Below are 25,498 nucleotides of genomic sequence, written 5' to 3'. Positions count from 1 at the left end.
CTAATAACTACTAAATCAGTAATTTTGAGTCAGTTTTGAGTCAGTTACAAGTTATTTATAGTTTTGTCCTTGTCCAAATGTTATAAATAAAGAGTTACAGGGTATGGGGGCGGAGAGACTTGAACTCTCACGATCGATTAAGATCAACGGATTTTAAGTCCGTAGCGTCTACCATTCCGCCACGCCCCCTATAGGGTTTTTTGCTCACATTTTTTTATTATATCTGATCTTAATTAAAAATGCAAGGGAAAAGTAAAATTTTCTCAACAGACTCTTCTTGGTTTAGGTTTATATTGGTGAAAAAAAATTATCCTAAAAGTTAGTTCGGTTCATACTATGTCATAAAAGATAAAAGGTAAGTTAAATTAGTAAGTGTAGTTTAATAATTAAATTTTTTAAATACTATGACAACAACAAGTAATTTTCGTGATGCCATTAAAAAGGCCCAAGGACAGTCTTTAGTCGGACCTAATGTTATTAATAAAGCATTACCTTATCTTGGTGGAGGTTTAGTCTTAACGGCGGTAGGAACTTATGGTGGTTTGGGGATGATTCAATCCAACCCTAGTTTGTTCATGCCTACTTTTATCGGTGCAATCATTGCTCAATTAGTTCTCTTTTTTGTGGTTAGAGGTATTGCCGAAAGAGCTAATAACAGTACTGCTTTACCCCTTTTAGTCTTATATAGTCTTTTAACTGGTTATACCCTCAGTGGTATTGTGTTTGTCGCTTTAGGCACTGAAGGAGTGGGGCTTAATGGGGTGGCGATCGCCGCTTTAGGTTGTGGTATAACTTTCGTTATGGCAAGAAATATTGGTTCAAATTTAGGAGAAGAAGATGGATTAGCTTTAACCAAAACGGTACAATTAGGGATCATTGCTCTATTAGTAGTAATGGTTTTACAGTTAGTTTTGAGCTTTTTTGGTGTTTTTACCCCTAGCTGGTTAGAAATTGGAATTTCTGGAATAGGTGTATTTTTATTTGCTGGTGCATCGGTAGTTGATTTTTATATCATACCCCGTGCTTACCGTGATAATCAGTATTTATCGGCTGCTCTTTCTATGTATCTTACTTACATTAACCTTTTTGTTTTTATTCTCAGATTATTGATTGCTATTAATAGCCGGGACTAATTTTTCAAGTAATAGGTAACAGACAACGTTCATAAAATAAACTAGAAACTTTATTTGATCTGACTTTTATTTCAATTTATTGAACGCTGATTCTTAGCTTTTTGATTTTCTTTCAAGGCGGTTTATGGCTAGTGAATAGTTGATAGTGATGATGGGGTAATGAGGGAATAGGGTGATGGAGGGATGGGTAATAGTGTAAAAAAAAGAAAAGTTTTATTAGTAATTATCCCACTTTGAAATTTATTTCAAATCTAGTAGCTAACGTTATCTACAGATAACTAAATTTCTCTTTCTAATTCCTCATTCCTCATTAATTATTCCTCATTAATTATTAACTCCTTTCCCAAAAAACTTAGGAGGTTTTGTGGTGGTATAAACTTCGGTTTCTTTTTCTATACATTGTCTGACATAACCCGGAGTTTGTAACATTCCTAACAAGCTGATACCATCAAAAGAGCGAAAATCGTTAGTAGTTTTTTGTTCTAATAAACGATCTATTTTATCAGGATCAGGGCGGGTATCAAAGGATGATTCTGAAGCGATCGCAAAGCCCCATGATGAGCCATAAGTGCAAGTTGGGGCAAAATAAGAGTGAACATTGCTAAACACCTGTTTAAGAGTATTTACTAAACGTCCGTGAATATAAAGATTTGCAGGGGCAATAGGGCCAGCTTGTATTACAACAATGCCATTTTCTCGTAAAACTTGCTTCAACTGAGAAAAATATTCTTGAGTGAATAATTGAAAAGAAGGGCCTTCTTCGATAGGATCAGACAAGTCAGAAATGATAATATCCCATTTTGGCTCAGTGGTATCTAAAACATTAAAAGCATCACCGATAATTAATTCTAAACGAGGATCATCAAAAGAACCTTGGTGCATTTCTGGTAAATGTTCGCGACAGGCTTGAACTACATCGCCGTCAATATCCACCATCATCGCTTTTTTTACTGCATTCCAACGGAAAACTTCTCTAGTGGTTGCACCTTCTCCACCACCTAAAATCAAAATATTTTCTGGGTTAGGATGATTAATCATGGCTGGATGTACTAATGCTTCATGATATAAAAATTCATCACCTGTGCAAGATTGCCATTTACCATCTAATACTAAAGCTTTTCCATAAGCACCACTTTCCACAATATACATTTCTTGATAGGGAGTTTTTTTGTGGGCGAGAATACTGGTGATACCGTGAACATATATATCATAAGGGGTGATGTACTCACTAATCCATACATCTGCATTTAATTGAGATCCTGCCATGTTTTCTGAGCCTCCTAATTTTAGAGCAAACTTTCATTATAACTAAAAAAACATTTAAAAATCAAGTTTTTCGTAATTTGATTCCTGATAGTAATTAAAACTATTTATGAATTTAATCAAAATTATTTTTATTGGCGATCACTTTTAGGCATTAATTTTGATAATTGTAAGATTCTTAAATCAGTGATAGGATTGTACAAATTTAACCATTAAAACTTGTATTCTTCAATACAATCATCGCCAAATTAATTATGCTGATTACTAATCAAAGGAAAAAAATAGCCATAAAATATCTGAAAAATCTTTTTCTGAATGTGGATGATGGTGCTGATGTTATTCAAGGATTAACCACCATACCTAAAACTTTACCACCAAAATATTTTTATGATCGCCTTGGGTCTGAATTATTTGAAAAAATTTGCGATTTACCTGAATATTATCCTACTCGTACTGAAACCACAATCTTAACCAAAGCCTGTCAAGAAATTGTTGAAATAACCGGAATTTGTGAGTTAGTGGAATTAGGTAGTGGTAGCTCAACGAAAACCCGTTTGTTATTATCAGCTTATGATAATTTCGGTAAACCTTGGCAATATATACCCATTGATGTTAGTAGTGAGATTCTCAAAAATACTGCCTTACAATTGCATCAAGAATATAATAACCTCTCCATTTTAGGTTTAGTGGGAACTTATGAACAAGCTTTATGGCAACTTCCTCCATCTTCTTTACCTCAACGAATGATTATTTTTTTAGGTAGTACATTAGGTAATTTTACTGATGAGCAAAGCGATCAACTTTTTAATGAAGTAAGAGATATATTGACAATGGGAGATTATTTTTTATTAGGGATAGACTTACAAAAACCTATAGAGATTTTAGAAACAGCTTATAACGATAATCAAGGCATAACGGCGGCATTTAATTTGAATATGTTATCCCATCTTAACAATTGTTTTGAGGGTAATTTTGACATTGATTTATTTAAACATCAAGCAATTTATAATCAAGAAAAACAACAAATTGAGATGTATTTATCAGCTCAAAAAAGTCATAAAGTTAGATTAAATAAACTAGATTTAGAGATAACTTTTAAAGAAAGTGAGTCTATTTTAACAGAAATTTCTCGAAAATTTAAGTTAACAGAAATGCAAGATTTTTTAGGTAATTATCGTTTAAAAACTGTTAAATCTTGGACTGATGAAAATAAATATTTTGGTTTAATTTTAACTCAACTTTGTTCTTAGTTAATTCTTGATAGTTAGATTATTAAATAAAAAAGCTAAAGGTTATATTACAAATTTTATATTGGATTTGATTGTAAAAATTTCCATAAATTTTATCTGATTTTTGTTAAGGAGTTAAGAACACAAAAATGTTGATTTTAAATGATAGTTGTAAAGAAGATATTATTAATTATTTAACTGATTCATGGCAAACAGAAGACTTATTATTTAAAACTATTATTAATCCTGAAACTTTTTATCTCCATCCTGATTCTTTGCGCAATCCTCTTATTTTTTATTTAGGACATTCTGCGGTATTTTATGTTAATAAATTAGTCACCCTTGAGTTATTACAAGACAATCAAAGAATTAATCCCGATTACGAAAAATTGTATGAAAGAGGAGTAGATCCAGAAACACCAAGCGAATTACAAAAAGCGATCGCATCCATAAAATGGGCTAAAGTAGAAGAATTATGGCATTATCGTCACCAAGCCTACGAAACTATAATCAATATCATTGAAAAAACTCCTTTAACTTTACCTATAATTCCATCTAGTCACTGGTGGGGAATTCTCATGAGTATCGAGCATCAAAGAATACATATAGAAACCTCATCCATGTTAATTCGACAGTTACCCGTAGAATTGGTGAGAAAACCAAATCAATGGCATTATGCCAAATCTCAAGGGAAACCACCCCAAAACAAGATGATAACAGTAGAAGGTGGAATCGTTAGGTTAGGAAAGAAAATCAAAGATAATCTTTATGGTTGGGATATTGATTTTGGTGAAAGAGAAGTAATTATTAATCCTTTTCAAGTTAGTAAATATATGATTAGTAATAGCGAGTTTTTAGAATTTGTTAATGACGGAGGTTATAATAATAGAAATTATTGGCATGATATAGCTTGGCAATGGAAACAAGAAAATAAACTTACTTATCCTAAATTTTGGCGAAAATCAGCAGAAAATTATCGTTATCGATTAATGTTTGATGAAATAGAATTACCATTAGATTTTCCAGTGGAAGTAAACCACTATGAAGCCTCAGCTTATTGTCAATATTTAAGAGAAAAATCAGGTAAAAAATATCAGTTAATCAGTGAAGCACAATGGCAATTTTTGCAACAAAAAAGTAATGATCATATTAATAACTATAACCTCAATTTTAAATTTATTTCACCTCATCCTGTGGGGAGTTTAAAAACCTCAAAAAATCATCAAAATATTTACGATTTAAGAGGAAATATTTGGGAATGGTGTCACGATATTTTTACTCCTTTATCGGGTTTTAAACCTCATTATTTATACCCAGATTATGCCGCACCTTTTTTCGATAATCGTCATTATATGTTATTGGGCGGATCGTGGGCCACTAACGGTTATGAAGCAACACCTTATTATCGTAACTGGTTTCGTCCTTATTTTTATCAACACGCAGGATTCAGAATCATTATCACCTCTAAATAATGAGATTCTGTAAAATGACTCCTGAAAAAAGTAAAAGTCAAAAACGCTACAGCACTTTTCATTTGGGTGAACCACTTTATCACCCATTGAATTATGTTGGTCAAAATTTAAGAAATTTCTCCGCTGTCGAGAACCTAGAACTCAAAAAGAATTAGACAATAATATTACCGAAGCTATCGCACAAATCACAGAAGATGACATTTTTGGTTGGTTTGCACATTGTGGTTTATTCATTTGAAAAGTGCTGTAAGTCAATATTTTTTCTCCTCATCTTATAATATCCTCATCCCCATTCGGAGTAGCTTCGATTTGATTAATTAAAGTACCAATACTTTCAATTTCAATACTTACAGTATCCCCCACCCTTAAAGGTGCAATACCTTCGGGAGTACCTGTTAAAATTATATCACCGGGTACTAAAGTCATAATCTGTGAAATATATGCTACTAATTCCTCTGGAGAAAACACCATATTGGATAATAAAGTTAATTGTTTCGGCGGTTGTTCCTCATTTATAATGGTCTTTAATTTCGCCCCAGAAGTCAATTCTCTGACAATCCAAGGACCTAAAGGGCAAAACGTGTCAAATCCCTTCGCTCTTGTCCATTGTCCGTCTTTTTTCTGTAAATCTCTAGCTGTCACATCATTAGCGATGGTATAACCCCAAATTTTATTTTTTGCTTCTTCTATGCTACAATTTTTGGTTCGTTCTCCGATTACTAAAGCTAATTCTCCCTCAAAATCAACTCGTTGAGACTGTTTAGGATAAATAATCTTTTGTAAATGAGCAATCACCGAAGAAGGAGGTTTTAAAAAAATTAAAGGCTCTTTTGGCACTTCATCTCCCATTTCCGCCGCATGAGCTTGATAATTTTTCCCTACCGCTACAATCTTAGACGGTGCACAAGGAGCTAATAGATAATACTCAGATTCCTTTAAAACCTGATCCGTTACTTTCCCATTTAACCACGGCGGAGCATCTAACACTTCCACTGTCCGATTGAGTTGTAATTTACCATAGTAGGTTTGACCATTGGTAGTTTTTACCCTCACATAACGTTGTGCCATAATAACAAATATTGAATTTGAACTTAATTATAAAAAATTTTGCAATAATTTCTTTTTCTGTTATAAATATATAAGCAATATTGCTAAAAAGTATCAGTCAATTTGTTGGTTAAGATACAATAAATTAAAAATAAACCTTGCTTCTCAGGTTGTGGGAAGCCATTATAGTCCAAAAGGAGAAAAATACAGATGTCCAATACCTATGAAATGATGTTTATTTTACGTCCTGATTTAACTCATGACCAAGTAAATAAACAATTACATAAATATCGTGATTTACTCAAACAAAATGGAGCCCAAAAAGTTTCTATTGATATTTGGGGTAAACGTCGTTTAGCATATCCCATTCTCAAATTCCAAGATGGTATTTATGTTTTAACTTATTACACCGGTGACGGTAGTCAAGTAGCCATTATCGAAAGAGATATGCGCTTAAGTGAAACAGTAATACGTTATCTTACTAAAAAACTAGATAAAGGTTTTGAATTTGAAGAAAAAGATATTCCTGATTTACAAGCAACACCTGTAGTAGCTCCTATAGAGGCCCCCGTGCCACATACAGAGTCAAAAGTAGAACCCATTATCGAAGAATCCTCCTCTGAAGATGAAGCCACCGAAGAGGTTAAAAGTGAAGAAGTGGTAGCAGTAAAAGCCTAAATTTGATTTTGATGGAGGATAAAATAGCTTGATTAAACAAGGTAATGGATGGCGCATAGGATGGCAAGAAAAAGCCACAACTTATCAAGGCTTGATTGGCTCTCAACATTGGGCACTGGAGTTAACTTCTGAGGAAATGCACGATTTTCATCGTCTTCTCTTACAAATTTATCAAGCTATGACGGAGATAAATAGCCATCTCATGGAAGAAGAAACCATCTCCTGTGAGGTGGAAAGTGATTTAATGTGGTTAGGAGTACAAGGATACCCCCACAATTATTCTCTCCGAATTATCCTTCATCATCATCGTAGTTGTGAAGGTACTTGGTTAGAAAATGTCATTCAAGATCTAATTCAAGCCTCCCAATCTTTAGATATTTTTTGACTTGACAAAATTCTTTCTTTTTGTTATAATGGTAAATGCTTAGTTTACGGGGCGTAGCGCAGCTTGGTAGCGCACCACTTTGGGGTAGTGGGGGTCGTGGGTTCAAATCCCGCCGCTCCGATATGTCTGAATGCTTATTTTCAAGGGTTTTAAATAATCTTATTCCCAGAAACAAACAATATTTACTCAATTCTTACTCAAAATTGATAAAAAAACATTTTAGTAACTGTCAGTTAATACTTCTTAGATTTAGTATTATATATTTATCTATTAATTCTTTTGTCTATAATAGTCAAGATCAGAAAAACTAATCCAGAAATGATCCAGTTTTTTGATGAATTATCAAAAATAAGAAGAAATAATCAAGTACAAAACCTTAAAGTGAAGAGATGGTAAGGGTTGTAGGAAGTGGACGTATCCCGACTCGAACGGGAGACCCCATCGATGTCAACGATGTACTCTAACCAACTGAGCTATACGTCCTCACAAAAAATTATTATATCTTCAATTATTAGATCCTGCAAGAAAATTTTTGGCTTTTTATATTTTTTAAAACTATTCGTAAATTATTAACTGCCTAATTATCTTGAAGCAAAATTTAGGTGAGATGAAAGTACTATAATTACATTTAAAATGCAAGTGATAGTAGTGATATAATGTCATGGTTTAACATTTAAGAATAAATTAAACAGTCTTTGAGTCAATCACTAGAAATTCCTAAACTCGATACTTTGGCGCAAGAATTAGCCGCTATTCAGCAAACTAGCTCAAAAAAAATAGCTCTACTAGGTTCTCGCCATGTTCCACTTACTCATCAACATTTAATCGAAATGATGAGCTATGCTCTTGTGTTAGAAGGCAATAGAATCATTACCTCTGGCTCCTCTGGTACTAATTCAGCGGCGATACGAGGAGCGATGCGAGCCGATCCTAATTTGCTGACAGTAATACTACCCCAAAGTCTTGCTCGTCAACCGAGAGAATCACAAGATCAACTCAATCAGGTTATTCATCTGGTAGAAAATCCAGATTATGATCATCTCCCTTTAGGGGAAGCTAGTGCTATGTGTAATCGTGAGATTATTTCTCGTTGTCAGCAGTTAATTTGTTTTGCTTTTCATGATAGTCATACTTTAATGCAAACTTGTGACGAAGCTGACGAACAACGAAAATTAGTTACTCGATTTTATTTTGATTAACAGTGCAACAAGTTTGGTTTTACCGCAGGAGGCTTAAGGCAAATTATGTTATTTTGTCTTGTCTCATGCTGTTATTTATGTCTTCTGATAAACTGTTAAAACAAATTTCATTAATTGGCGATCGCAAAATAAAGAGGGAAAATCATTATTGAAGTCATGAGTAAAGGATAAAGATATGAGATAATTAAGTATTGTTAACAAAATTATCAACCAACTTATTATATTTCGTGGATAAACTTCGCACTGTTTCCGACACTAAAAGAAATTTTTATCAGTATCATAATCGTCCTATTAACTCTATATATCGCCGTGTGGTAGAGGAATTAATGGTAGAAATGCACTTATTATCGGTGAATATTGATTTTCGTTCTGATCCTATTTATTATTTAGGAGTATGTCAGAGTTTTACTCAATTTATGAATGGTTATACTCCAGAATCGGAGAAAGAATCTATTTTTAGAGCTTTATGCCAATCTATCGGCGATAATCCCCAAGAATATATTAATAAATCTGAGATAATACTTAATTTTGCTACTCAAAAATCTCCTCAAGATTTAATTAATTGGTTACTGTCTCCTAACAATGATAATGGTTTAAATGCCATTGCTGATCATTGGCGTTATGCTTTAGATAATCCCAAGTTTAAATATAGTCGTTTATTTGCCATTGGATTTTATACTTTATTAGAAAAAAGTGATCCTGAAATTGTTAAAAATGACGAAACATTTGCAGAGTTAATTAAACCTTTAACTGAAAAATTGAACTTACCTACTGATAAACTTAAAAAAGACCTAGATTTATACCGTAGTAATATCGAAAAAATGACTCAAATGCTAGTAGTTTTAGCAGAGACTTTAGAAGCTAGTAAGAAAAAAAGACAAGAACATTTAGAATTTAGAATTTAGAATTTAGAAATGAGGAATGAGGGGGAAAAATTAAATTATCAACTATTAACTATTAACTATTAACTATTAACTATTTTATGTTGGATTTAAAAAAAATTAGGGAAAATCCTCAAGAAATTTTAAAATTATTACATCAACGTAATACAGATTATCAATTACAACCAATTCTTGATTTAGACACTCAACAACGAGAAAAACAATCAATTAAGACAGAATTACAAGCTAGAAGTAATGAAATTGGTAAAATTATCGGGCAAAAAATGCGTTCTGGAGTGAATTCTCAAAGTGAAGAAATTAGCCGTTTAAAAGAAGAAGGGAATAACGTTAAAGCCAAATTAGCCGAGTTGGAGCCTGAAGAAAGAGAGTTAAAAGCTAAAATTGACGCTTTGCTATTAGAATTACCTAATTTACCTTCAAATACTACTCCTATGGGGAAAAATGAAACAGAAAATATTGAAGTCAGACGCTGGGGTGATGAGTTTATTCCTGATGGTAGTCATATCTTACCTCACGGTGAAATTGGTGAAAAATTGGGTATTATTGACTCGGAAAGGGCAGTAAAAGTCGCTCAAAGTCGTTTTGTGGCTTTAGTTGGGATGGGTGCAGCCTTAGAAAGAGCGTTAATTAATTTTATGCTCGATCGCCAAATAGATGCAGGTTATATTGAAGTTATCCCTCCTGTATTAATTAATAGTGAATCATTGCAAGGGACAGGACAACTACCAAAATTTGCTGAAGAAAGTTTCAAATGTGAAAATGATGACTTATGGTTAACACCCACTGCTGAAGTGCCTGTAACGAACTTTTATCGTGGAGAAATTTTGGAGGCAGAAAAATTACCGATTTATCATTGTGCCTATACTCCTTGTTTTCGTAGAGAAGCAGGAAGTTATGGGCGAGATATGCGAGGTTTAATTCGTTTACATCAGTTTAACAAAGTTGAGTTAATTAAATTAGTGCACCCCCAAACCAGTGGTGAAGAACATGAGAAAATGGTAAATAATGCGGAAGCGATTTTACAAGCTTTAAAGTTACCTTATCGAGTAGTAGAATTATGTACTGGTGACATCGGTTTTAGTGCAGCTAAATGTTACGATTTAGAAGTCTGGTTGCCGAATGCTAACACTTATAGAGAGATTTCTAGTTGCTCAAATTGTCATGATTTCCAAGCTAGGAGAGCAGATATTCGCTTTAAAGAAAAAGGAAAAAAAGGCACTGAGTATGTACATACTTTGAATGGCTCTGGTTTAGCTGTAGGGCGTACTATGGCTGCAATTTTAGAAAATTATCAACAAAAAAACGGTACGGTAAAAGTACCTGAAGTATTACAGCCTTATTTAAAAACTGATATTTTAGGAAATAATGAGTATTAGTTTACAATAATTTACAAAATTGCAAAGTATTGCAACAAAATCATTGTTTTTTTACCCTCAACATTTAAAATTAAGACTTTGAAAACATTATCAATTATTTTTGGAGAAAATTAGTGCTATATCTAACTTCTTTCTTAGCCACTGCTATTCCTACAACCGTTGAATGGAATATTAATGTAGCAATTACCATGATTATTTGTAATATTATTGCCATTGTCATTGCTAAGTTTAACATTCAGCAGCCCAACTCAGATCCTCAATTACCTAGCCCTGAATTATTCGGCGGCTTTGGATTACCTGCTGTCTTAGCAACTACCAGTTTTGGACATCTTTTAGGTGCTGGTGTAATCTTAGGGTTATCTAGTTTTGGTGTATTATAATCTCAGCAAATAAGTATGATGTTAAATAATGGATAATAGTGTTATTTCTATAGTTAATCTATTGTCCATTGTTAATTATCGATCATATATTAATTTAATTATGATGTAAAGTAAAAATTGTAATTTCAGGACGACAATTGAAACGAATATAAGGATAAGCCATTCCAACTCCACGATTAGTATATTGAATCATATTTTTAACCTTATATAAACCATCAACATATATTTCTCCATAAGGAGGTAAAAAAGGTGTTCCCAAAAAAGGAATACTAACTTGTCCACCATGAGAGTGACCTGATAATTGTACCTCAAAACGATCTGTATCAGCACTTTTTGTAGCAAAATCTGGTTCATGTACTAACAAAATATTAACCCCAGTTTTTGGCAGTTTTTCTAATATTAAATTGAGGTTATCTTTCCTGAACATAACATCATCAATACCAACAATATTAAGATTCTCATTATTTTGTTTGATGGTATAAACATCATTTTTTAAATTAATAATATTAGCATCTTTTAAGCCTTGTTCTACTAAGTTAACATCTGTGCCATAATCATGATTTCCTAATACAGAAAAACTTTGATAACGAGGTTTTAATTGGCTCAGAGTTTTGGTTAAAGTTTGTTTATCTTTTTTTAAAGATCTTTCTTCAAAATCTGATTTATATAGACCTGTTTTTCTGATTATTCGTTTAACAAAAGAAAGATTTTTATTAATATAAGAAATAGGAGTTCTATCAATTCTATGAGAATAAGTCCTATTGTGAGAGAAAAAATCTCCTGTTAAAACTACTATATCTGGTGTTTGTTTATTGATTAAATTAACAATATTTTCTAATCTTTTTTTCGTCATCCATTGACTGAGATGAATATCGCTAACTTGGACTATTTTCCAACCATCAAATTCTTGGCTTAAGTTCGGTAAATTTAACTCAATATTTTTAAATTCAATCCATTGTGGTTCTATTTGATAAATATAAATAAAAAAAGCTAAAATACTAAAAATAGCTAAAGTTATTGATAGGGAAATAAAGCGTAATAAATTACAAATCATTTTGATAAAATATCTCATATAAATTAGAAACAAATTTTAGATTTTAAACTTAACAATTATTAGGAGTTAAGATTATAAACATTGACTATAATTAGAGATTACGTCAAAAAGTATTTTGGTAAAAGTTATTTAAGGCAAGATGCAAGAACCAAGAGTTTTAATGAGGCAATAGTCTTAAGCCCCTTGTTAAAATTAGAGTATGTAATTGTATAATACCTCCCTATTTTTTCTCATTTTTTGAGCAATGTAGTCTGTCAAAATTTTTGATTGTTATAGCTTTCTGATTCTCAACAGCAACCTCTAATTAGGAAAATTGTGGCACAAATCCTTTACCACAAACCACTTAAAATATTTGCCACCGAAATCGAATTAACTCATCGTTACTATTTTTAAAGTTAGAAGGATTAATTAGCCAAAAACCTTAGTATCTAATTATAATTAAAGAAAACAGATCAAGAATTTTAATGACTAAATCACATTTACATATCGAAAATTACTCCACTGAAACAAAAATTAATCAACCGACTCTATCTATCTCCAGTAAAGAGTTTGCCTTAATTATCGCTGAAGCTGCTGACGATCGCAAAGCCGAAAATATTGTCTTGTTAAATGTAGAGAAATTATCTTATTTAGCGGACTATTTTGTAATTATGACAGGCTTTTCACAACCACAATTACGGGGTATTTCTCTATCTATCGAAGACAAAGTTTATGAGAAATTAAATCGTCTTCCCAGAAGAATTGAAGGTAAAAATGAAGGAAATTGGATACTCCATGACTATGGTGATGTTATTGCTCACATTTTTCTCCCTGAAGCTCGACAATTCTATGATTTAGAGGCTTTTTGGGGTGGTGCTGAAAAAATTGTCTTTCAACCCTCAAATTAATTGACTCATGTGATAAAACAGAAAATGATGGCAAGTTAAAATACGATTAATTACTTACGGCTATTGTGATTTGATTATGAATCAACCTTCAACTATTTTTTGTCCTGTACCACCAGAGCAACAACCTGTAAATGAATATCAAGAATTAGCTCAATCATGGTTTTTTCGATGGGTAACGTTATCTAAATGGCAATTTGCCTTTAAACTTATTCAAATATGGGTATTAAGTTTAATCATTTGTGCCCCTATTTCCGCTGCTAGTTTTTTGCCTCAAGAAGCTTGTTTACCTTTTTTACTCTCTAGTGGTTTAGGTGCTTCTTTATTTTTTACTTTTGCTTTAATACGTTTATACTTAGGTTGGTCATATATTGGCGATCGCCTAAAAAAGACAAAAATAGTTTATGAAGAATCAAGTTGGTATGATGGGCAAATATGGGAAAAACCTTTAGAATTTTATCAGCGAGATCAACTAATTTTTCAGTATCAAGTACAACCAATTTTAAGGAGATTAAACAAAAGTTTGATCTTGTTATTTAGTTTAATCTGTAGTGGCTTACTGGCATTATGGATAACTATTCATTGACAATCAAGACCAGATCATCGACAATAAAAAAGGAATAATTAGGCAATAGGCAATAAATAATCGATCTACTTATTACTTATTACTTATTACTTATTACTTAAATAAAACATGACCAGATTAAAACGTCCTCCCCATCCCCGTTTAGAAATACATCTCCTCAGAGAAGGTATCATCGAATCTATCCATCAAGGAGAAGTGGTGGTTGCTGATGATAAAGGTAGAATTTTAGCGGTAGCAGGAGATACCGAAACCGTTTCTTTTATGCGATCGGCAATGAAACCATTTCAAGCTCTGGCAGTTACAAGTACTGGGGTAATGGAAAGATTTGACTTAACGGATAAAGATTTAGCGATTATTTGCAGTTCTCATCAGGGTAATATAGAACAAGCTAGACAAGTATTTAATGTTTTATGGAAGGCAGATATTGAACCAAGTTACTTAAAATGCCCGATTCCTGAAGGACAAAATAGCCCATTACAATATAATTGCTCAGGAAAACACGCAGGAATGTTAGCCGCCTGTCAACAGCGAAACTGGAATTTAGATACTTATTTTCATCGCTCTAATCCAGTACAACAATTAATCTTACAGAAAATAGCGGAATTATTATCGATTCCGGGGGCAGAAATTATGACGGCTAGAGATGATTGTGGTGTGCCAACTTATGCCTTAGAATTAGGACAAATGGCAACTTTATACGCAAAATTAGCTAGTGGTAATAGCATTGATTTAGAAAGAATTGTTCGTGCCATGACAAATCACCCAACGATGATAGCCGGAGAAGGTGCTTTTGATACTGAGTTAATGAATTTAAGCGATGGAAGGTTAGTTAGTAAATCTGGTGCTGAAGGTATCCAATGTATTGGTAATATTGGGCAAAATATGGGTTTAGCAATCAAAATTCTTGATGGCAGTAAACGGGCAAAATATGCTACCGCTATTCAAGTTTTAAAACAAATGGGATGGATTACTCCTACAGTGGCTGAAAATTTAGGAGATAAGTTTTTACATATTGATGACTATAAACGACTAGAAGTAGCTGGAGAATTGTCTTTATTGTAAAAATTGCCACTATTTTTTTTACAGTTTTGAGTTAATACTTTTTTCTGTAGAAGGTGATAAATAAGTAAAATATAGTCGAAAACAATTATTATTAGCATTAATACTCACAACTTTTCCATATATATCTTCTAAGTAAGGAAAATCGATTAAATTTAGTTTTAAATTATCTAAAGCATTTGGTAATAAAGATTGTTCTGATTGTAAAATTATTTCTGCACCTTTTTCAACATCTTTGATCATAATTTTATTAATACTTCCTATATAATTAATTTGAGTAACATCTTTTTCACTCAATAAACAATATTTGACTAATAAAGGAGTAGTTAAAGTCATGATTTCTTCCTCTATTTCGGGCAAAAATAAAGAAAATTTGCCTTCTATTCCCACTATTTTATATATGTTAATAGGCTCTTTTACACCTTTAGGAGAAACTCTTTTAGTCTCCGCTATAGTTACTTTATTTTTCAGAATATTTAAAGTTTTTTCAGATATTAAAATTTCTCTACCTTTAGTATAAGATTCGATGCGATAAGTTAGGTTAACTTCGCTGCCAACAATACCATATTTAGTTCTTTTTTCAGAGCCAATATTACCGACAACAACTTCCCCCGTATTAATGCCAATCCCCATTTTTAAGGGCGAATATCCCCATACTATCATCTGTTGATTAATTTCTTCCATAGCTAATTGCATCGCTATACCACAGGCAATTGCCCTATCAGCATCATCTTGACGACTAACAGGGGCACCAAATAACACTAAAATACCATCTCCCATAAATTCGTCAATAGTGCCTTGATATTCACTGATAATATTCGCCATAAATCCTAAGTAATAATTAAGAATTTTGACAACTTCTTCTGGAGGTAATGATTCGCTAACGGCAGTAAAACCTCGTAAATCTGAGGTAAGAATAGTTATACTGCGTCTTTCTCCTCCTAATTTTACTCCTTCAGGAGTTTCTAATAAAGTATTGACGATTTCGGCACTTAAATAACGCCCAAATGTTTGTCGAATTTTATCAGCATTTCTAGCAGTATAGATGGTAATAATTCCGGCAGCACTAATTAAACCCATCCAAGGAGGAATTAAGGGTATCCACCAACTATTTAAAAAGGCAAAATAAACTATAAGAATTAAAATAATTTGAGCAGAAATAAAGATAATAATTCCCTGAAAAAAATTCTTCTCTCTCCTAAATGTCCATGTTATAATTGCACCTATTAATGTCCAAGTTATAATCCAAGTATTTTCTTGTCTTTTTGACCATGTTTTAATTAAAGATCGATTATCAATTACATTACTAATAATTTGACTGATAATATTAGCATGAATTTCAACTCCCGACATTCTCTTATCTGGGGTGTCGGTGTAAGGAGTTAAATGCACATCTTGAAAACTTTCTCCCACAAAACCAATTAATATAATTTTATCTTTACCCCAATATGACGGTAATTTATTATCTAAAATATCAAATAAACTTACGGTTTGAAAATGGTTAACATTACCTCGATAATTAAGTAAAATTTGATAACCACCACTGTCGGCATTACTATAACCACCATCATTACTTTCAAAAGGAATAAAAACGGTATTTTTTAAACGCCAATATTTCTTTTCTTCGGTTATTTCTAAAGTGATGTTTTTTCTTTCTAAATACAATAAAGCCAAATACATTCCTAAACTAAAAGATTTATACTTAGGTAAAGCTAAAAGCGCTCGACGAATTTTATTATCTTTATCTAAGATGACATCATTAAACCCAATTTGATTTTTTTCTTTCAGGGTGGGAGAAGGTTTGACTCGATATTGTCTTTTATTTCCTATCATCTTCTCAATGCCAATGATATTATTATTTTCTTCAAAGACTTTAATTAATTCATTTGTACCAGGTGGAATAGGCACATCTCGGTAAACGTCTAAACCGATAGCTATAGGTTGATAATTCAGCAGTTTTTTGAGCAATTTTGCATAAATTTCGTCAGATATAAGGGCAGTGCCTATTTTTTCGACATCTTCATCTCCGATACCCACTATTACGATTCTATCATCTTGGGGTTGAGGCGATCGCATTTTTACCAAAGAATCAAAGGCAAATAATTCAAAGGGTTGAAAAAAGCCAAGATAACGGGTAAAAATAATTACACTAGAAATCAAAGGCGTTGCTATCCATACTCCCCGCCAATGCCACCAAAAAGATTTTATCTCTAATTTTTGTTTTACCATATCGCTTATAGTAAACCTTTTAGGCTTAGAAAAATATTATTTTGTCATCAATCTTCAGGATAATAAAAATGTTAGCTTGTAGTAAACCTTTTAGGGTTAAAAATTTCTCACAAAAAAAACTAAAGCCTTTACTACGAACTTTTTAGTTATTTACTAATATTAACAAAATGAAAAATTTAAGCTAGAATAGCTCTGTATCATAATTATGTTTATTAAATCATGAAAAATAAAAAAATACCTCATTTAATCATATCTTTTTGTTTATTCTCTCTTTTACTTTTATCCTCTTGTGCTACTCAACCACCTTCTCGTTTTGATCAAGCACAACAAGAAAGTGTCGCTGCAGGAAATAAAAATACAGCCGTTGATAAAAATGCAGTAAAAGGAGCTAATTTTAATCAATTTTTTCCTAGTAATAGCGGTAATTATCAAAGAGTTTTTACTCAAGAAAAAGCAGGTTTTGTTCAAGCAAAATTAAAAGAAAATGGACAAGATTTAGCTACTTTAGCTATTTTTGATACTATCAGTAATCCTTCTGCTAAAGATGATTTTAAAAACTCTACTGATAAAATTAATGGTTTTCCTTTAATAGAAAAAGGCTCTAATAATACTGCTGTTTTAGTAGCTAATCGCTATCAAGTTAGTGTAAGATCTGCTAATAGTAATTTTAGTAGCGAACAAAGGAAAGAATGGTTAAGTAAATTTGATTTGACTGGTCTTTCTCAGTTAAAATGATTTTAAAATTTTAGCTTTAAATAGATTGATAATAAACAACTAAATAAGATAACTTACTAATAATAAAAATCAAGAAAAATATGAGCAAATCAATTTTTGAATTAGTCGATAATTTACCAAAAAGTAATGTTACCACTATGGTATTAAATGCCCTTGATTTTGTCGTACCCGGACAATGGCATAATGTGACGAACTTTGAACAAATGATTCGGGAAGTCACCGGCGAAACTGATGAAGAAATGATCCAAAAAATTGGCGATCGTGCGGTATGGTTATTTAATGATAAAACTCAAGGTTATCAAAATGCGTTATGGTTGTATCAAACTGTTGATAAAGCTGACTACGCTTTAGGTGCAGCAGCATTAGCAAATAAAGTAGGCTCAAAAATAGGCTTATTAAGTTTTCTCAATCGTTTAACCCCTAATAACGAAAAAGCTCAAGCACTAGATTTAGCAATTAAATTAGTTGTAGAAGTGGTAGCGTTTTGTCAAATAAACGGCTTACCCGGTGACAGTATTGGCGATTTTGTGGCAGCGTTGAAGGAATATGAATCAGATGCCTTAATGCGCATGGCAGCTTTAATTTGTCTCGATGGTTTAGTGCCTTTTGGTGCTGATTTTATCCTGAAAGTAGAATCAACTTTAAATAACATTTCTACTCAAGAATTAAATAATAATACGGGATTTTCTAGTGTTAGTAAATTAATACCAGGTAATAATCCTGCAGGAAAATTGCAATTTATTAATAGTAGTTTTGACGCCGTAAAAGATTGGATGATTGGCTTTGTTAGTAGTCATAATTTAACCCAAAATGAAGTTATAAAAAACCTCAGTAAATTTATCGAATTTTCGGAAGATCAACTTGATTATGTCGCAGCTTTCCTTGATATGTCAACTAATTATTTTGAGCATACAGGCACACAATCTATCGCTAAAAGTCTCATTTCCAGAGCAATGGCTGAAGTTTAATTGTTGTTTGTAAAAAACAGGAATTAGAAATTAGGAATTAGAAATTAGGAATTACAGGCAAGACTGTTTTACTACTATTCACTATTAACCAAACTCGGATATAATGACCACTGAAAGAATTAAGAATATAACTTAACCTATTTTTAATAGCACACACTTATATTAAATAAATATTATAATGACTACTCGTGTAATTATAGTTCGTCATGGTCAAAGTAGCTACAATGCACAAAAAATGATTCAAGGGCGTTGTAATGAGTCGGTAATTACAGAAAAAGGTGAAAAACAAGCAATTTTGCTCGGAAAAACCTTAAGTAACTTGAAAATTGATAGTTTTTATAGTAGCCCATTACAAAGAGCTTATAAAACTGCACAAATAATTCAAGAATTAAATCAACATAATCCTACTTTAACTATTGCCGAAAAATTACGAGAAATTAATTTACCCATATGGGAAAAGTGGAAAAAAGAAGACGTAAAACGAGAATATCCCAATGAATATAAACAATGGAAAGAAAAGCCCCATGAATTAAAAATGACGTTTGACGGTGAAGAAATTTACCCTGTTTTAGACTTATACCGTCAAGCCGAAGAATTTTGGCAAGAAATCATTCCTCACCATCACAACGAAACAATTTTAATCACTGCCCATAATGGCATTAATCGTTGTTTAATTCTTACTGCTTTGGGGATGGAAGCCAGTTATTATCATAGCATTCAACAATCTAACTGTTGTATCAATGTACTTAATTTTACTGGTGATTATGGGCAACCGGTGCAATTAGAATCTCTTAACCAAACTTCACATTTAGGGATGCCGTTACCTGATTATCGCCCAGAGCAAAAACAAGGGTTAAGATTGTTATTAGTGCGTCATGGTGAAACTGAGTGGAATCGGATGTCAAGATTTCAGGGTGTCAAAGATATTCCCTTAAATGATAATGGCAGAAAACAAGCACAAAAAGCCGCCGATTTTCTTCAAGATATTCCCCTTGATTTTGCCGTCACAAGCCCATTATTACGCCCGAAAGAAACAGCCGAAATAATCTTACAATATCATCCCACTATCCCTTTAATAGCCAAGAAAGATTTAGAAGAAATTTCTCATGGTTTATGGGAAGGTAAATTAGAAACAGAAATTGAAGCTGAATATCCGGGATTATTAAATCAATGGAAAGAAAAACCTGAAACAGTGCAAATGCCAGAAGGGGAAAATTTAGATGATGTTTGGCGAAGGGCAATCAATTCTTGGAAAGAAATCGTCAAAGAAAACTTAGAAGAAGGCAAAATGAAAACTGGTTTAGTCACCGCCCATGATGCTATAAATAAAGTAATTATTTGTTATTTATTAGGCTTAAAACCGGCAAATTTTTGGAATATTAAACAGGGTAATGGTGCTGTTACCGTCATCGATTATCATAATGGTTTGGATGGTATGCCTATTTTACAAGCTATCAATTTAACTAGCCATTTAGATGGGGGTGTTTTCGATCAAACTGCTGCCGGTGCGCTTTAATCATTACTTATCGGTAGGGCAATGCACCGCCCACAATTTATCTTTAAACTTTTCTCAAAAAATAACGTCTTTTATCTCAGGTTAGATTCAATAATTATCAGTCGAATTTCTCTCGCAAAGGCGCAAAGACGCAAAGTTTTGTGTGACTCTTTATCTATATTTAGTTTTCTATTTAATTTTAAGGTTATCAAAGGTTTATTTATTATGAATTTTCATTATTTATTTAAAAATTCTCTTAAACTAATTAATTTATCATTATTATGTTCTTTGCCATTCATAGTTAATGAAAACGTTATGGCAAAAACTAATTTTAAAAATCACCTAATTAACTGTCAAGAAAAATCTAACTGTCAAGATAGTTTAATTAGTCAAAAAACAACACCATCTTTTGTTACTGGTAAAGTTTTATATCAAGAAAAAATGCTTTTACCAAAAGGAAGTGTTATTGAGATAAAACTAGTCGATATTTCTCGTCAAGATGTTTCTGCTATCACGATTTCTGAACAAAAAATTGTCACTAATGGTGAGCAAATTCCTTTTAATTTTAAGTTACCATTTAATCCAAAAGATATTAATCCTCGTTATACCTACGCTATCCAAGCTAAAATTTTTATCGACAATCAACTAACTTTTATCAACACCCAATCTTATTTAGTTATTACTAGAGATAATCCTACAAATATTGATTTAATCTTAACAAAAGTGCCATCTAATCAAAGTCCATTATCTTCTTTTCTCGGTGAATGGTTATTAGAAGATTTGGCCGGAAAAGGAGTAATCGATTTCCTACAAACTACGGTAACATTAACACAAGATGGTAAAATTTTCGGCAATGCAGGTTGTAATAATTATACTGGTACTTATCAAATAACCGGTAATAAAATTAAAATTAGTCCTCTCGCTTCTACCCGTAAAATGTGTACTCCGGCAGTGATGGATCAAGAAACAAAATTTTTACAAGTTTTACCATCTATCAATACTATTGACTATAATGAACCTTTTTTATTTATGGATTCACCTATGAGAGAAAAAACCTTAAAATTTACTCAATTAAAATAAATAATTTATCCTTAAAAATTATGGGTTTTCCCCCTCCTACTAATAATTATTAATTAAATTCCAAACTTCTTCTCTTAAGTTAGGAGAATCTGCATTAAACCAGATAATATTCTTGTTAGCTTTAAACCAAGTGCGTTGTCTTTTAGCAAATTGACGGGTATGAATAACAATTAATTCTTCCGCTTCACTTAAAGAAATTTCTCCTTGTAAATACTGTTTAATTTCGCCATATCCCAAAGTATTTAATAAGGGTAAATCAACACCATATTTATTAATCAAATTTTCTGTTTCCTCTACTAATCCCATTTCTATCATTATTTTTGTCCGTTTTTCGATGCGTTGATGAATGGCATCTCGATCGCAATATAACCCAATCTGTAAAATAGGATATAAAGGCGGATTTTCCCCTTGTTGTTCAGAAATGGGCTTCCCCGTGACATAATAAACCTCTAAGGCTCGAATCGTTCTAATTTCATCGTGATAGTGGATTTTTTCACAAGATTTAGCATCAACTTGTTGCAAAAAACCATATCTTTCTTGTTGACTATAAGCCTCTAATTGCCTTCGCAAATTTGGTTGAGGAGATACACGAGGAATTTTTAACCCTTTTGTAATTGAATCTAAATATAAACCCGTGCCACCCACTAATAAAGGAATTGAAAGAGAATACTTAATAATCCGTTGTACTTTTTCTTGATAGTCAGCTAAAGTAAGAGTTTCGGTAGGGTGACAAATATCAATCAAATAATGAGGTACTAAATTTTGTTCTTCTAAACTCGGTTTAGCAGTGCCAATGTTAAAATCTTGATAAACTTGACGAGAATCAGCACTGATAATGACAGTATTTAATCTTTGAGCTAATTGTAACCCTAAAGAGGATTTGCCCGTAGCGGTTGCACCACAAACAACAATTAAACCTGTTTTCATCTTTGTTTATTCTTTAACTTAGATCTTGCAGTTTATCAGAAAAATCTCTAATTTTAGCCTTGACGGTTTTAGCCGTAAAATTTATTTGATAGTGAGTTTCTGATGACACGCCTAAATATTACTCATTATTTATTACTTATTACTTATTAAAATTAACTAAGCCAATTCACGAGAAGTATGCTTTTCGATGGTGGCTTGAGTCTGGTAAAGTAAATTATTACGGTTATCTTTAACTTGGTTCATTGAGGGTAAAAGATTACGAGATTGAAGGCTCATATGTAGTTGTAGATGAGCAACATAATCACTAACATCGTCTTTCATTGACTGAGTTAAGTTATCCGAGTTGAAAGTCATTGTATTTTCAATTCATGGCTTATTTTAACCCCTAAACTCTATCATTTTTTTTGCTTTTAGTCAATGACTTATAATCGTGAAATCCTTTGATTTATCATGTTTTAATCATTTTTCCTTAAAATAATTTAATACACATCTCGTATTTTTTATCATTATCGTTGATATTTTCTGACCTATGCTAATCTTGAAATTAAAATCATTCTTTAAATTTAATTCTCTACTCTAATTATATATCTATGAGCAGTTCTCCGTCTTCTCCTCTTAATAAACCATCTTTAACCGATAAAGATTGGTATAGCATCGCTTGTAAAATTAGGAAACAAAATCAGGAATTAAAAGAAAAAAAAGTCGAATTAGAAACTACAATAGAAGAACAAAAAAAACAGATAAAAGTTCAAGTAATTAAGAATCAAGATCAAAATAATTTAATTGATACCCAAAATCAAAAAGTTCAAGAATTAGAACTAAAAATTAAGAAATATGAAGATAAAATTAATCAAAAAAATGAACAAAATCAAAAACAAAAATTAATGATTGATAGTCTTAATAATGAATTGAAAAAAACTCAACAATTAGCAGGTGGTTTAGAAAGAGAATGTTCTTTACTTCAAGATAAATATAATCAAATTGAACATCAATTAAAGCAAAAAGAAAAAGAGAATAAAGAGTTACAAGTTAGACTCCAAAGGCAGCAAAGATATAACGTTCAATATAAAGCCGCATTAGATCAATATTTAACTGTTTCTTCTACCCCTCCTTCTGATGTGAGTAGCCTCAGAATTCAATCTTGGGCAAAAGATAAACCTGATAATTCCACAGAAAATATGCCTATAGATTTGTCTAATGAAAACTTACCAATAAATAAAGAAGATCCTAGTATTATTAAAAATTTAGGTAAAAAAAATAATGAAAAATTAGAGAATAATTCATCTAAAAATGAAGAATATCAAACACCATTCAAAGAAAACTTAATATCAACTACATCTACTATTTTATCTCAGAATAATTTGAGTCTTCCTCCTTTAAATAAATCAGCAAAAACCGATAACAATTTAGAAGAAAAAAACTCAGATAAGAATAAACAACAATCTAGACAATCTTTTTTAAAATTACCTAAAATTGGTGAGTAAATAATCTTCAGTAAGTAAAGAAAATTAAGAGACAAATATTATACAATTACATACTTTGATTGTTACAATCAAGTTCGAGCTTCCTTGTCAAACCATTAAAACTATTGCCCAAAAAATTTAGAATGAAGAAAATTGAACCCATATAATATCATGAGAGCAAAAGCGATAATTTTACTGTTTAAAAATTTCTAATTATTCTGATTTTGGTTTAATTCTAAACAATATCCGGCACCATATACTGTTTTAATATAACGAGGACGACGGGGATCCGGTTCTAATTTCGTGCGCAAATGCCTAACATGAACTCTAATGGTTTCAATGTCATCATTGGGATCATATCCCCATACCTCTTTAAGAATATCACTAGGTGACACAGTTTGTCCATGTCTTTGTAATAAGCAGTGTAATAATTCAAATTCTAAATGAGTTAATTTAATCGTTTTCTCGAACCAAATGGCTTCAAATCTTTCGGGTACAAGAGTTAGCGATCCATAATTCAAAATTTCCGTATGTTTTGTTACCTGTGATGTGCGCTCACTTCTTCTTAATAAGGCTTTTACTCTTGCCAACATTTCTTCAACTTCAAAAGGTTTCGTTAAGTAATCATCAGCTCCAGCGTTAAAACCATCAACTTTATCTTTAGTTTGTCCTAAAGCTGTTAACATGATTACTGGTATATTTGAAGTTCGATCATCTCTTCTCAATCTTTGGCACACCGTAAAGCCGTCAACTTTCGGTAACATAAGATCTAACATAATTAAATCCGGTTGAATTTGTAATGCTAAGGCTTGTCCTTTAATTCCATCCTCTGCTTGGCTAATATCGTATCCTGCCATTTCTAAGTTGATAGATACCAATTCGGCGATCGCAGGATCGTCATCAATGACTAATATTCGAGACATTCTTAATTTGCCTATAATAATTGGTGAATAAAAATATATGGGAAAAAAATTTAAAAAAAATTGATCTAATATTAATGATTATAACGAACTAGGAACAGAAGGAATCCTAAAAAGATTGACTAAAACAAGTTCCATTATTAGACATCCCTAATAATTTATGATCTTTTGATTATTAAGCGTTTGAAACTTTTTTACCAAAGAGGGGATAGAAATGGTGCTATATGATCACCAACTACAAATCTTTTGATTGCGTCAAAAATCAAGAAAAACTTAATTTCCCTGAAAAAATATGACTTAACAAAACATCAATTATTTTCCCCGTTTCTAAATTTTTTGGCGTTGGTTAATTTCAATGTAAAGTAAACTTGAATTACAATTCACCTTCAATATTCTAAATATGACAACTCTTGCCTTTTGCCTATCTATATTTTCGTCAAAGTTTTTCAATACTGATTCATATTCTTCTTTTTTTAGCCTAAATCTTTATCAGATAACCTTAAATATTTGGATTATTCTAAATTATATATTCTACAAAAATTCTCTATTGTTCCAATAATATATTACTTATTACCTATTACCTATTGTTCAATATCAGCCTCCAGCTACGGCCGGTACAATACTTACCTCATCACCATCTATTAAAGGAGTAGCAACGTTATCCAAAAAGCGTATATCTTCACTGTTAACATAAAAGTTAAGGAAACGACGAGGGGCTCCTTGTTCATCACATAAACGAGCTTTAATACCCGGGCAACTGACTTCTAAGGCATCGATTAATTCTTGAACATTCATAGCATCACATTCGATAGTGGCTTGTTCTTTTGTAAATTTTTGTAAAGGAGTAGGAATTAATACTTTAACGGACATAACTATTTTCAATAAAGTTGATAAGTTCGTAGTAAGGGCTTTAGCCCTCTTTTGAGTGATTAGAGGATTTATTGACAACTCCTCTGCCATCATGGGAGAGGATTCTTGCTTCACCGAATGATGCCTTTCAAAAGTGAACTTTTTACTTGGTCTTACTCTTTCTC

The 25,498-nt window shown here is 32.0% G+C and carries 24 protein-coding genes, 3 tRNA genes and 1 pseudogene; 18 read left to right on the top strand and 10 right to left on the bottom strand.

Annotation, left to right across the window (positions count from 1 at the left end; all coding sequences use genetic code 11):
• Positions 1-104: 104 nt before the first annotated feature.
• A tRNA-Leu gene (locus FWJ34_RS07650) sits at positions 105-189 on the bottom strand.
• Between the two features lie 215 nt (positions 190-404).
• Between FWJ34_RS07650 and FWJ34_RS07645 the strand changes: the two genes are divergently transcribed.
• The gene (locus FWJ34_RS07645) at positions 405-1,133 is read left to right on the top strand and encodes a Bax inhibitor-1 family protein (RefSeq protein WP_308254731.1); all 729 of its coding nucleotides are present in this window, start codon (positions 405-407) and stop codon (positions 1,131-1,133) included.
• 324 nt (positions 1,134-1,457) lie between these two features.
• Here FWJ34_RS07645 and FWJ34_RS07640 read toward each other — a convergent pair whose 3' ends face one another.
• Positions 1,458-2,399 carry a spermidine synthase gene (locus FWJ34_RS07640; protein ID WP_308254730.1) on the bottom strand — a complete coding sequence of 314 codons (942 nt, stop codon included), beginning with the start codon at positions 2,397-2,399 and terminating at the stop codon, positions 1,458-1,460.
• 251 nt (positions 2,400-2,650) lie between these two features.
• Between FWJ34_RS07640 and egtD the strand changes: the two genes are divergently transcribed.
• Positions 2,651-3,646 (top strand): L-histidine N(alpha)-methyltransferase, encoded by a 996-nt coding sequence (gene egtD / locus FWJ34_RS07635; protein WP_396231765.1) that lies wholly within the window; start codon positions 2,651-2,653, stop codon positions 3,644-3,646.
• 128 nt (positions 3,647-3,774) lie between these two features.
• On the top strand, positions 3,775-5,097 hold the full coding sequence (ovoA, locus tag FWJ34_RS07630) for a 5-histidylcysteine sulfoxide synthase (protein ID WP_308254729.1): 1,323 nt from the start codon (positions 3,775-3,777) through the stop codon (positions 5,095-5,097).
• 267 nt (positions 5,098-5,364) lie between these two features.
• Here ovoA and FWJ34_RS07625 read toward each other — a convergent pair whose 3' ends face one another.
• Complete coding sequence (locus FWJ34_RS07625; RefSeq protein ID WP_308254728.1) at positions 5,365-6,165, bottom strand: fumarylacetoacetate hydrolase family protein; 801 nt, start codon at positions 6,163-6,165, stop codon at positions 5,365-5,367.
• Between the two features lie 189 nt (positions 6,166-6,354).
• Here FWJ34_RS07625 and rpsF point away from each other — a divergent pair.
• The 3 genes and pseudogenes from rpsF to FWJ34_RS07610 all read left to right on the top strand — a co-directional run.
• Positions 6,355-6,699: pseudogene (gene rpsF, locus FWJ34_RS07620) on the top strand (30S ribosomal protein S6); the annotation flags it as partial.
• Positions 6,700-6,850: 151 nt separating this feature from the next.
• Entirely contained in the window at positions 6,851-7,207 is a 357-nt protein-coding gene (locus FWJ34_RS07615) for a DUF1818 family protein (protein WP_308254726.1), read from the top strand.
• A 47-nt stretch (positions 7,208-7,254) separates the two neighbouring features.
• A tRNA-Pro gene (locus FWJ34_RS07610) sits at positions 7,255-7,328 on the top strand.
• Positions 7,329-7,616: 288 nt separating this feature from the next.
• Here the strand turns inward: FWJ34_RS07610 and FWJ34_RS07605 are convergent.
• A tRNA-Val gene (locus FWJ34_RS07605) sits at positions 7,617-7,690 on the bottom strand.
• Between the two features lie 212 nt (positions 7,691-7,902).
• On the opposite strand from FWJ34_RS07605, the gene FWJ34_RS07600 reads away from it, so the two are divergent.
• From FWJ34_RS07600 to psaK, 4 genes are all read left to right on the top strand, one after another.
• Positions 7,903-8,406, top strand: coding sequence for a DNA recombination-mediator protein A (locus tag FWJ34_RS07600; RefSeq protein ID WP_308254725.1), 504 nt, complete (start codon positions 7,903-7,905; stop codon positions 8,404-8,406).
• A gap of 227 nt (positions 8,407-8,633) precedes the next feature.
• Positions 8,634-9,311 (top strand): photosystem II biogenesis protein Psp29, encoded by a 678-nt coding sequence (psb29, locus tag FWJ34_RS07595; protein ID WP_308254724.1) that lies wholly within the window; start codon positions 8,634-8,636, stop codon positions 9,309-9,311.
• Between the two features lie 77 nt (positions 9,312-9,388).
• Complete coding sequence (gene serS / locus FWJ34_RS07590; RefSeq protein WP_308254723.1) at positions 9,389-10,684, top strand: serine--tRNA ligase; 1,296 nt, start codon at positions 9,389-9,391, stop codon at positions 10,682-10,684.
• A 113-nt stretch (positions 10,685-10,797) separates the two neighbouring features.
• On the top strand, positions 10,798-11,064 hold the full coding sequence (gene psaK, locus FWJ34_RS07585; RefSeq protein WP_308254722.1) for a photosystem I reaction center subunit PsaK: 267 nt from the start codon (positions 10,798-10,800) through the stop codon (positions 11,062-11,064).
• A 94-nt stretch (positions 11,065-11,158) separates the two neighbouring features.
• Here the strand turns inward: psaK and FWJ34_RS07580 are convergent, their stop codons facing one another.
• Complete coding sequence (locus FWJ34_RS07580) at positions 11,159-12,118, bottom strand: metallophosphoesterase (RefSeq protein ID WP_308254721.1); 960 nt, start codon at positions 12,116-12,118, stop codon at positions 11,159-11,161.
• 464 nt (positions 12,119-12,582) lie between these two features.
• Here FWJ34_RS07580 and rsfS point away from each other — a divergent pair, with 464 nt between their 5' ends.
• The 3 genes from rsfS to FWJ34_RS07565 all read left to right on the top strand — a co-directional run bounded on the left by rsfS (position 12,583) and on the right by FWJ34_RS07565 (position 14,650).
• Positions 12,583-13,005 carry a ribosome silencing factor gene (gene rsfS / locus FWJ34_RS07575; protein ID WP_308254720.1) on the top strand — a complete coding sequence of 141 codons (423 nt, stop codon included), beginning with the start codon at positions 12,583-12,585 and terminating at the stop codon, positions 13,003-13,005.
• A 76-nt stretch (positions 13,006-13,081) separates the two neighbouring features.
• Entirely contained in the window at positions 13,082-13,588 is a 507-nt protein-coding gene (locus tag FWJ34_RS07570; protein WP_308254719.1) for a CGLD27 family protein, read from the top strand.
• A 108-nt stretch (positions 13,589-13,696) separates the two neighbouring features.
• Positions 13,697-14,650 (top strand): asparaginase, encoded by a 954-nt coding sequence (locus FWJ34_RS07565; RefSeq protein ID WP_308254718.1) that lies wholly within the window; start codon positions 13,697-13,699, stop codon positions 14,648-14,650.
• A gap of 18 nt (positions 14,651-14,668) precedes the next feature.
• Here FWJ34_RS07565 and FWJ34_RS07560 read toward each other — a convergent pair whose 3' ends face one another.
• Positions 14,669-16,876 carry an adenylate/guanylate cyclase domain-containing protein gene (locus FWJ34_RS07560; RefSeq protein ID WP_308254717.1) on the bottom strand — a complete coding sequence of 736 codons (2,208 nt, stop codon included), beginning with the start codon at positions 16,874-16,876 and terminating at the stop codon, positions 14,669-14,671.
• A gap of 219 nt (positions 16,877-17,095) precedes the next feature.
• Here FWJ34_RS07560 and FWJ34_RS07555 point away from each other — a divergent pair, with 219 nt between their 5' ends.
• From FWJ34_RS07555 to FWJ34_RS07540, 4 genes are all read left to right on the top strand, one after another.
• On the top strand, positions 17,096-17,611 hold the full coding sequence (locus FWJ34_RS07555) for a hypothetical protein (RefSeq protein WP_308254716.1): 516 nt from the start codon (positions 17,096-17,098) through the stop codon (positions 17,609-17,611).
• 80 nt (positions 17,612-17,691) lie between these two features.
• A complete protein-coding gene (locus tag FWJ34_RS07550) occupies positions 17,692-18,579 on the top strand; it encodes a hypothetical protein (protein WP_308254715.1) in 888 nt (295 codons plus the stop codon).
• A gap of 178 nt (positions 18,580-18,757) precedes the next feature.
• Positions 18,758-20,095 carry a histidine phosphatase family protein gene (locus tag FWJ34_RS07545; RefSeq protein WP_308254714.1) on the top strand — a complete coding sequence of 446 codons (1,338 nt, stop codon included), beginning with the start codon at positions 18,758-18,760 and terminating at the stop codon, positions 20,093-20,095.
• Positions 20,096-20,389: 294 nt separating this feature from the next.
• The gene (locus tag FWJ34_RS07540) at positions 20,390-21,154 is read left to right on the top strand and encodes a YbaY family lipoprotein (protein WP_308254713.1); all 765 of its coding nucleotides are present in this window, start codon (positions 20,390-20,392) and stop codon (positions 21,152-21,154) included.
• Positions 21,155-21,193: 39 nt separating this feature from the next.
• On the opposite strand, the gene miaA is transcribed toward FWJ34_RS07540, so the two are convergent.
• The gene (gene miaA / locus FWJ34_RS07535) at positions 21,194-22,081 is read right to left on the bottom strand and encodes a tRNA (adenosine(37)-N6)-dimethylallyltransferase MiaA (RefSeq protein WP_308254712.1); all 888 of its coding nucleotides are present in this window, start codon (positions 22,079-22,081) and stop codon (positions 21,194-21,196) included.
• 156 nt (positions 22,082-22,237) lie between these two features.
• Positions 22,238-22,435: a hypothetical protein gene (locus tag FWJ34_RS07530; RefSeq protein WP_308254711.1), complete on the bottom strand. Its 198-nt coding sequence runs from the start codon at positions 22,433-22,435 to the stop codon at positions 22,238-22,240.
• 236 nt (positions 22,436-22,671) lie between these two features.
• Here FWJ34_RS07530 and FWJ34_RS07525 point away from each other — a divergent pair, with 236 nt between their 5' ends.
• Entirely contained in the window at positions 22,672-23,565 is an 894-nt protein-coding gene (locus tag FWJ34_RS07525; protein WP_308254710.1) for a hypothetical protein, read from the top strand.
• A 188-nt stretch (positions 23,566-23,753) separates the two neighbouring features.
• Here the strand turns inward: FWJ34_RS07525 and FWJ34_RS07520 are convergent, their stop codons facing one another.
• Positions 23,754-24,467, bottom strand: coding sequence for a response regulator transcription factor (locus FWJ34_RS07520; RefSeq protein WP_308254709.1), 714 nt, complete (start codon positions 24,465-24,467; stop codon positions 23,754-23,756).
• A 591-nt stretch (positions 24,468-25,058) separates the two neighbouring features.
• Positions 25,059-25,334 carry a MoaD/ThiS family protein gene (locus FWJ34_RS07515; protein WP_308254732.1) on the bottom strand — a complete coding sequence of 92 codons (276 nt, stop codon included), beginning with the start codon at positions 25,332-25,334 and terminating at the stop codon, positions 25,059-25,061.
• Positions 25,335-25,498: the final 164 nt, after the last annotated feature.

The organism is Geminocystis sp. GBBB08 (assembly GCF_016743215.1).
Taxonomy (GTDB): Bacteria; Cyanobacteriota; Cyanobacteriia; order Cyanobacteriales; family Cyanobacteriaceae; genus Geminocystis.
Note: the sequence above shows the minus strand (reverse complement) of the source record. Positions and strands in the feature narration are given on the sequence as shown.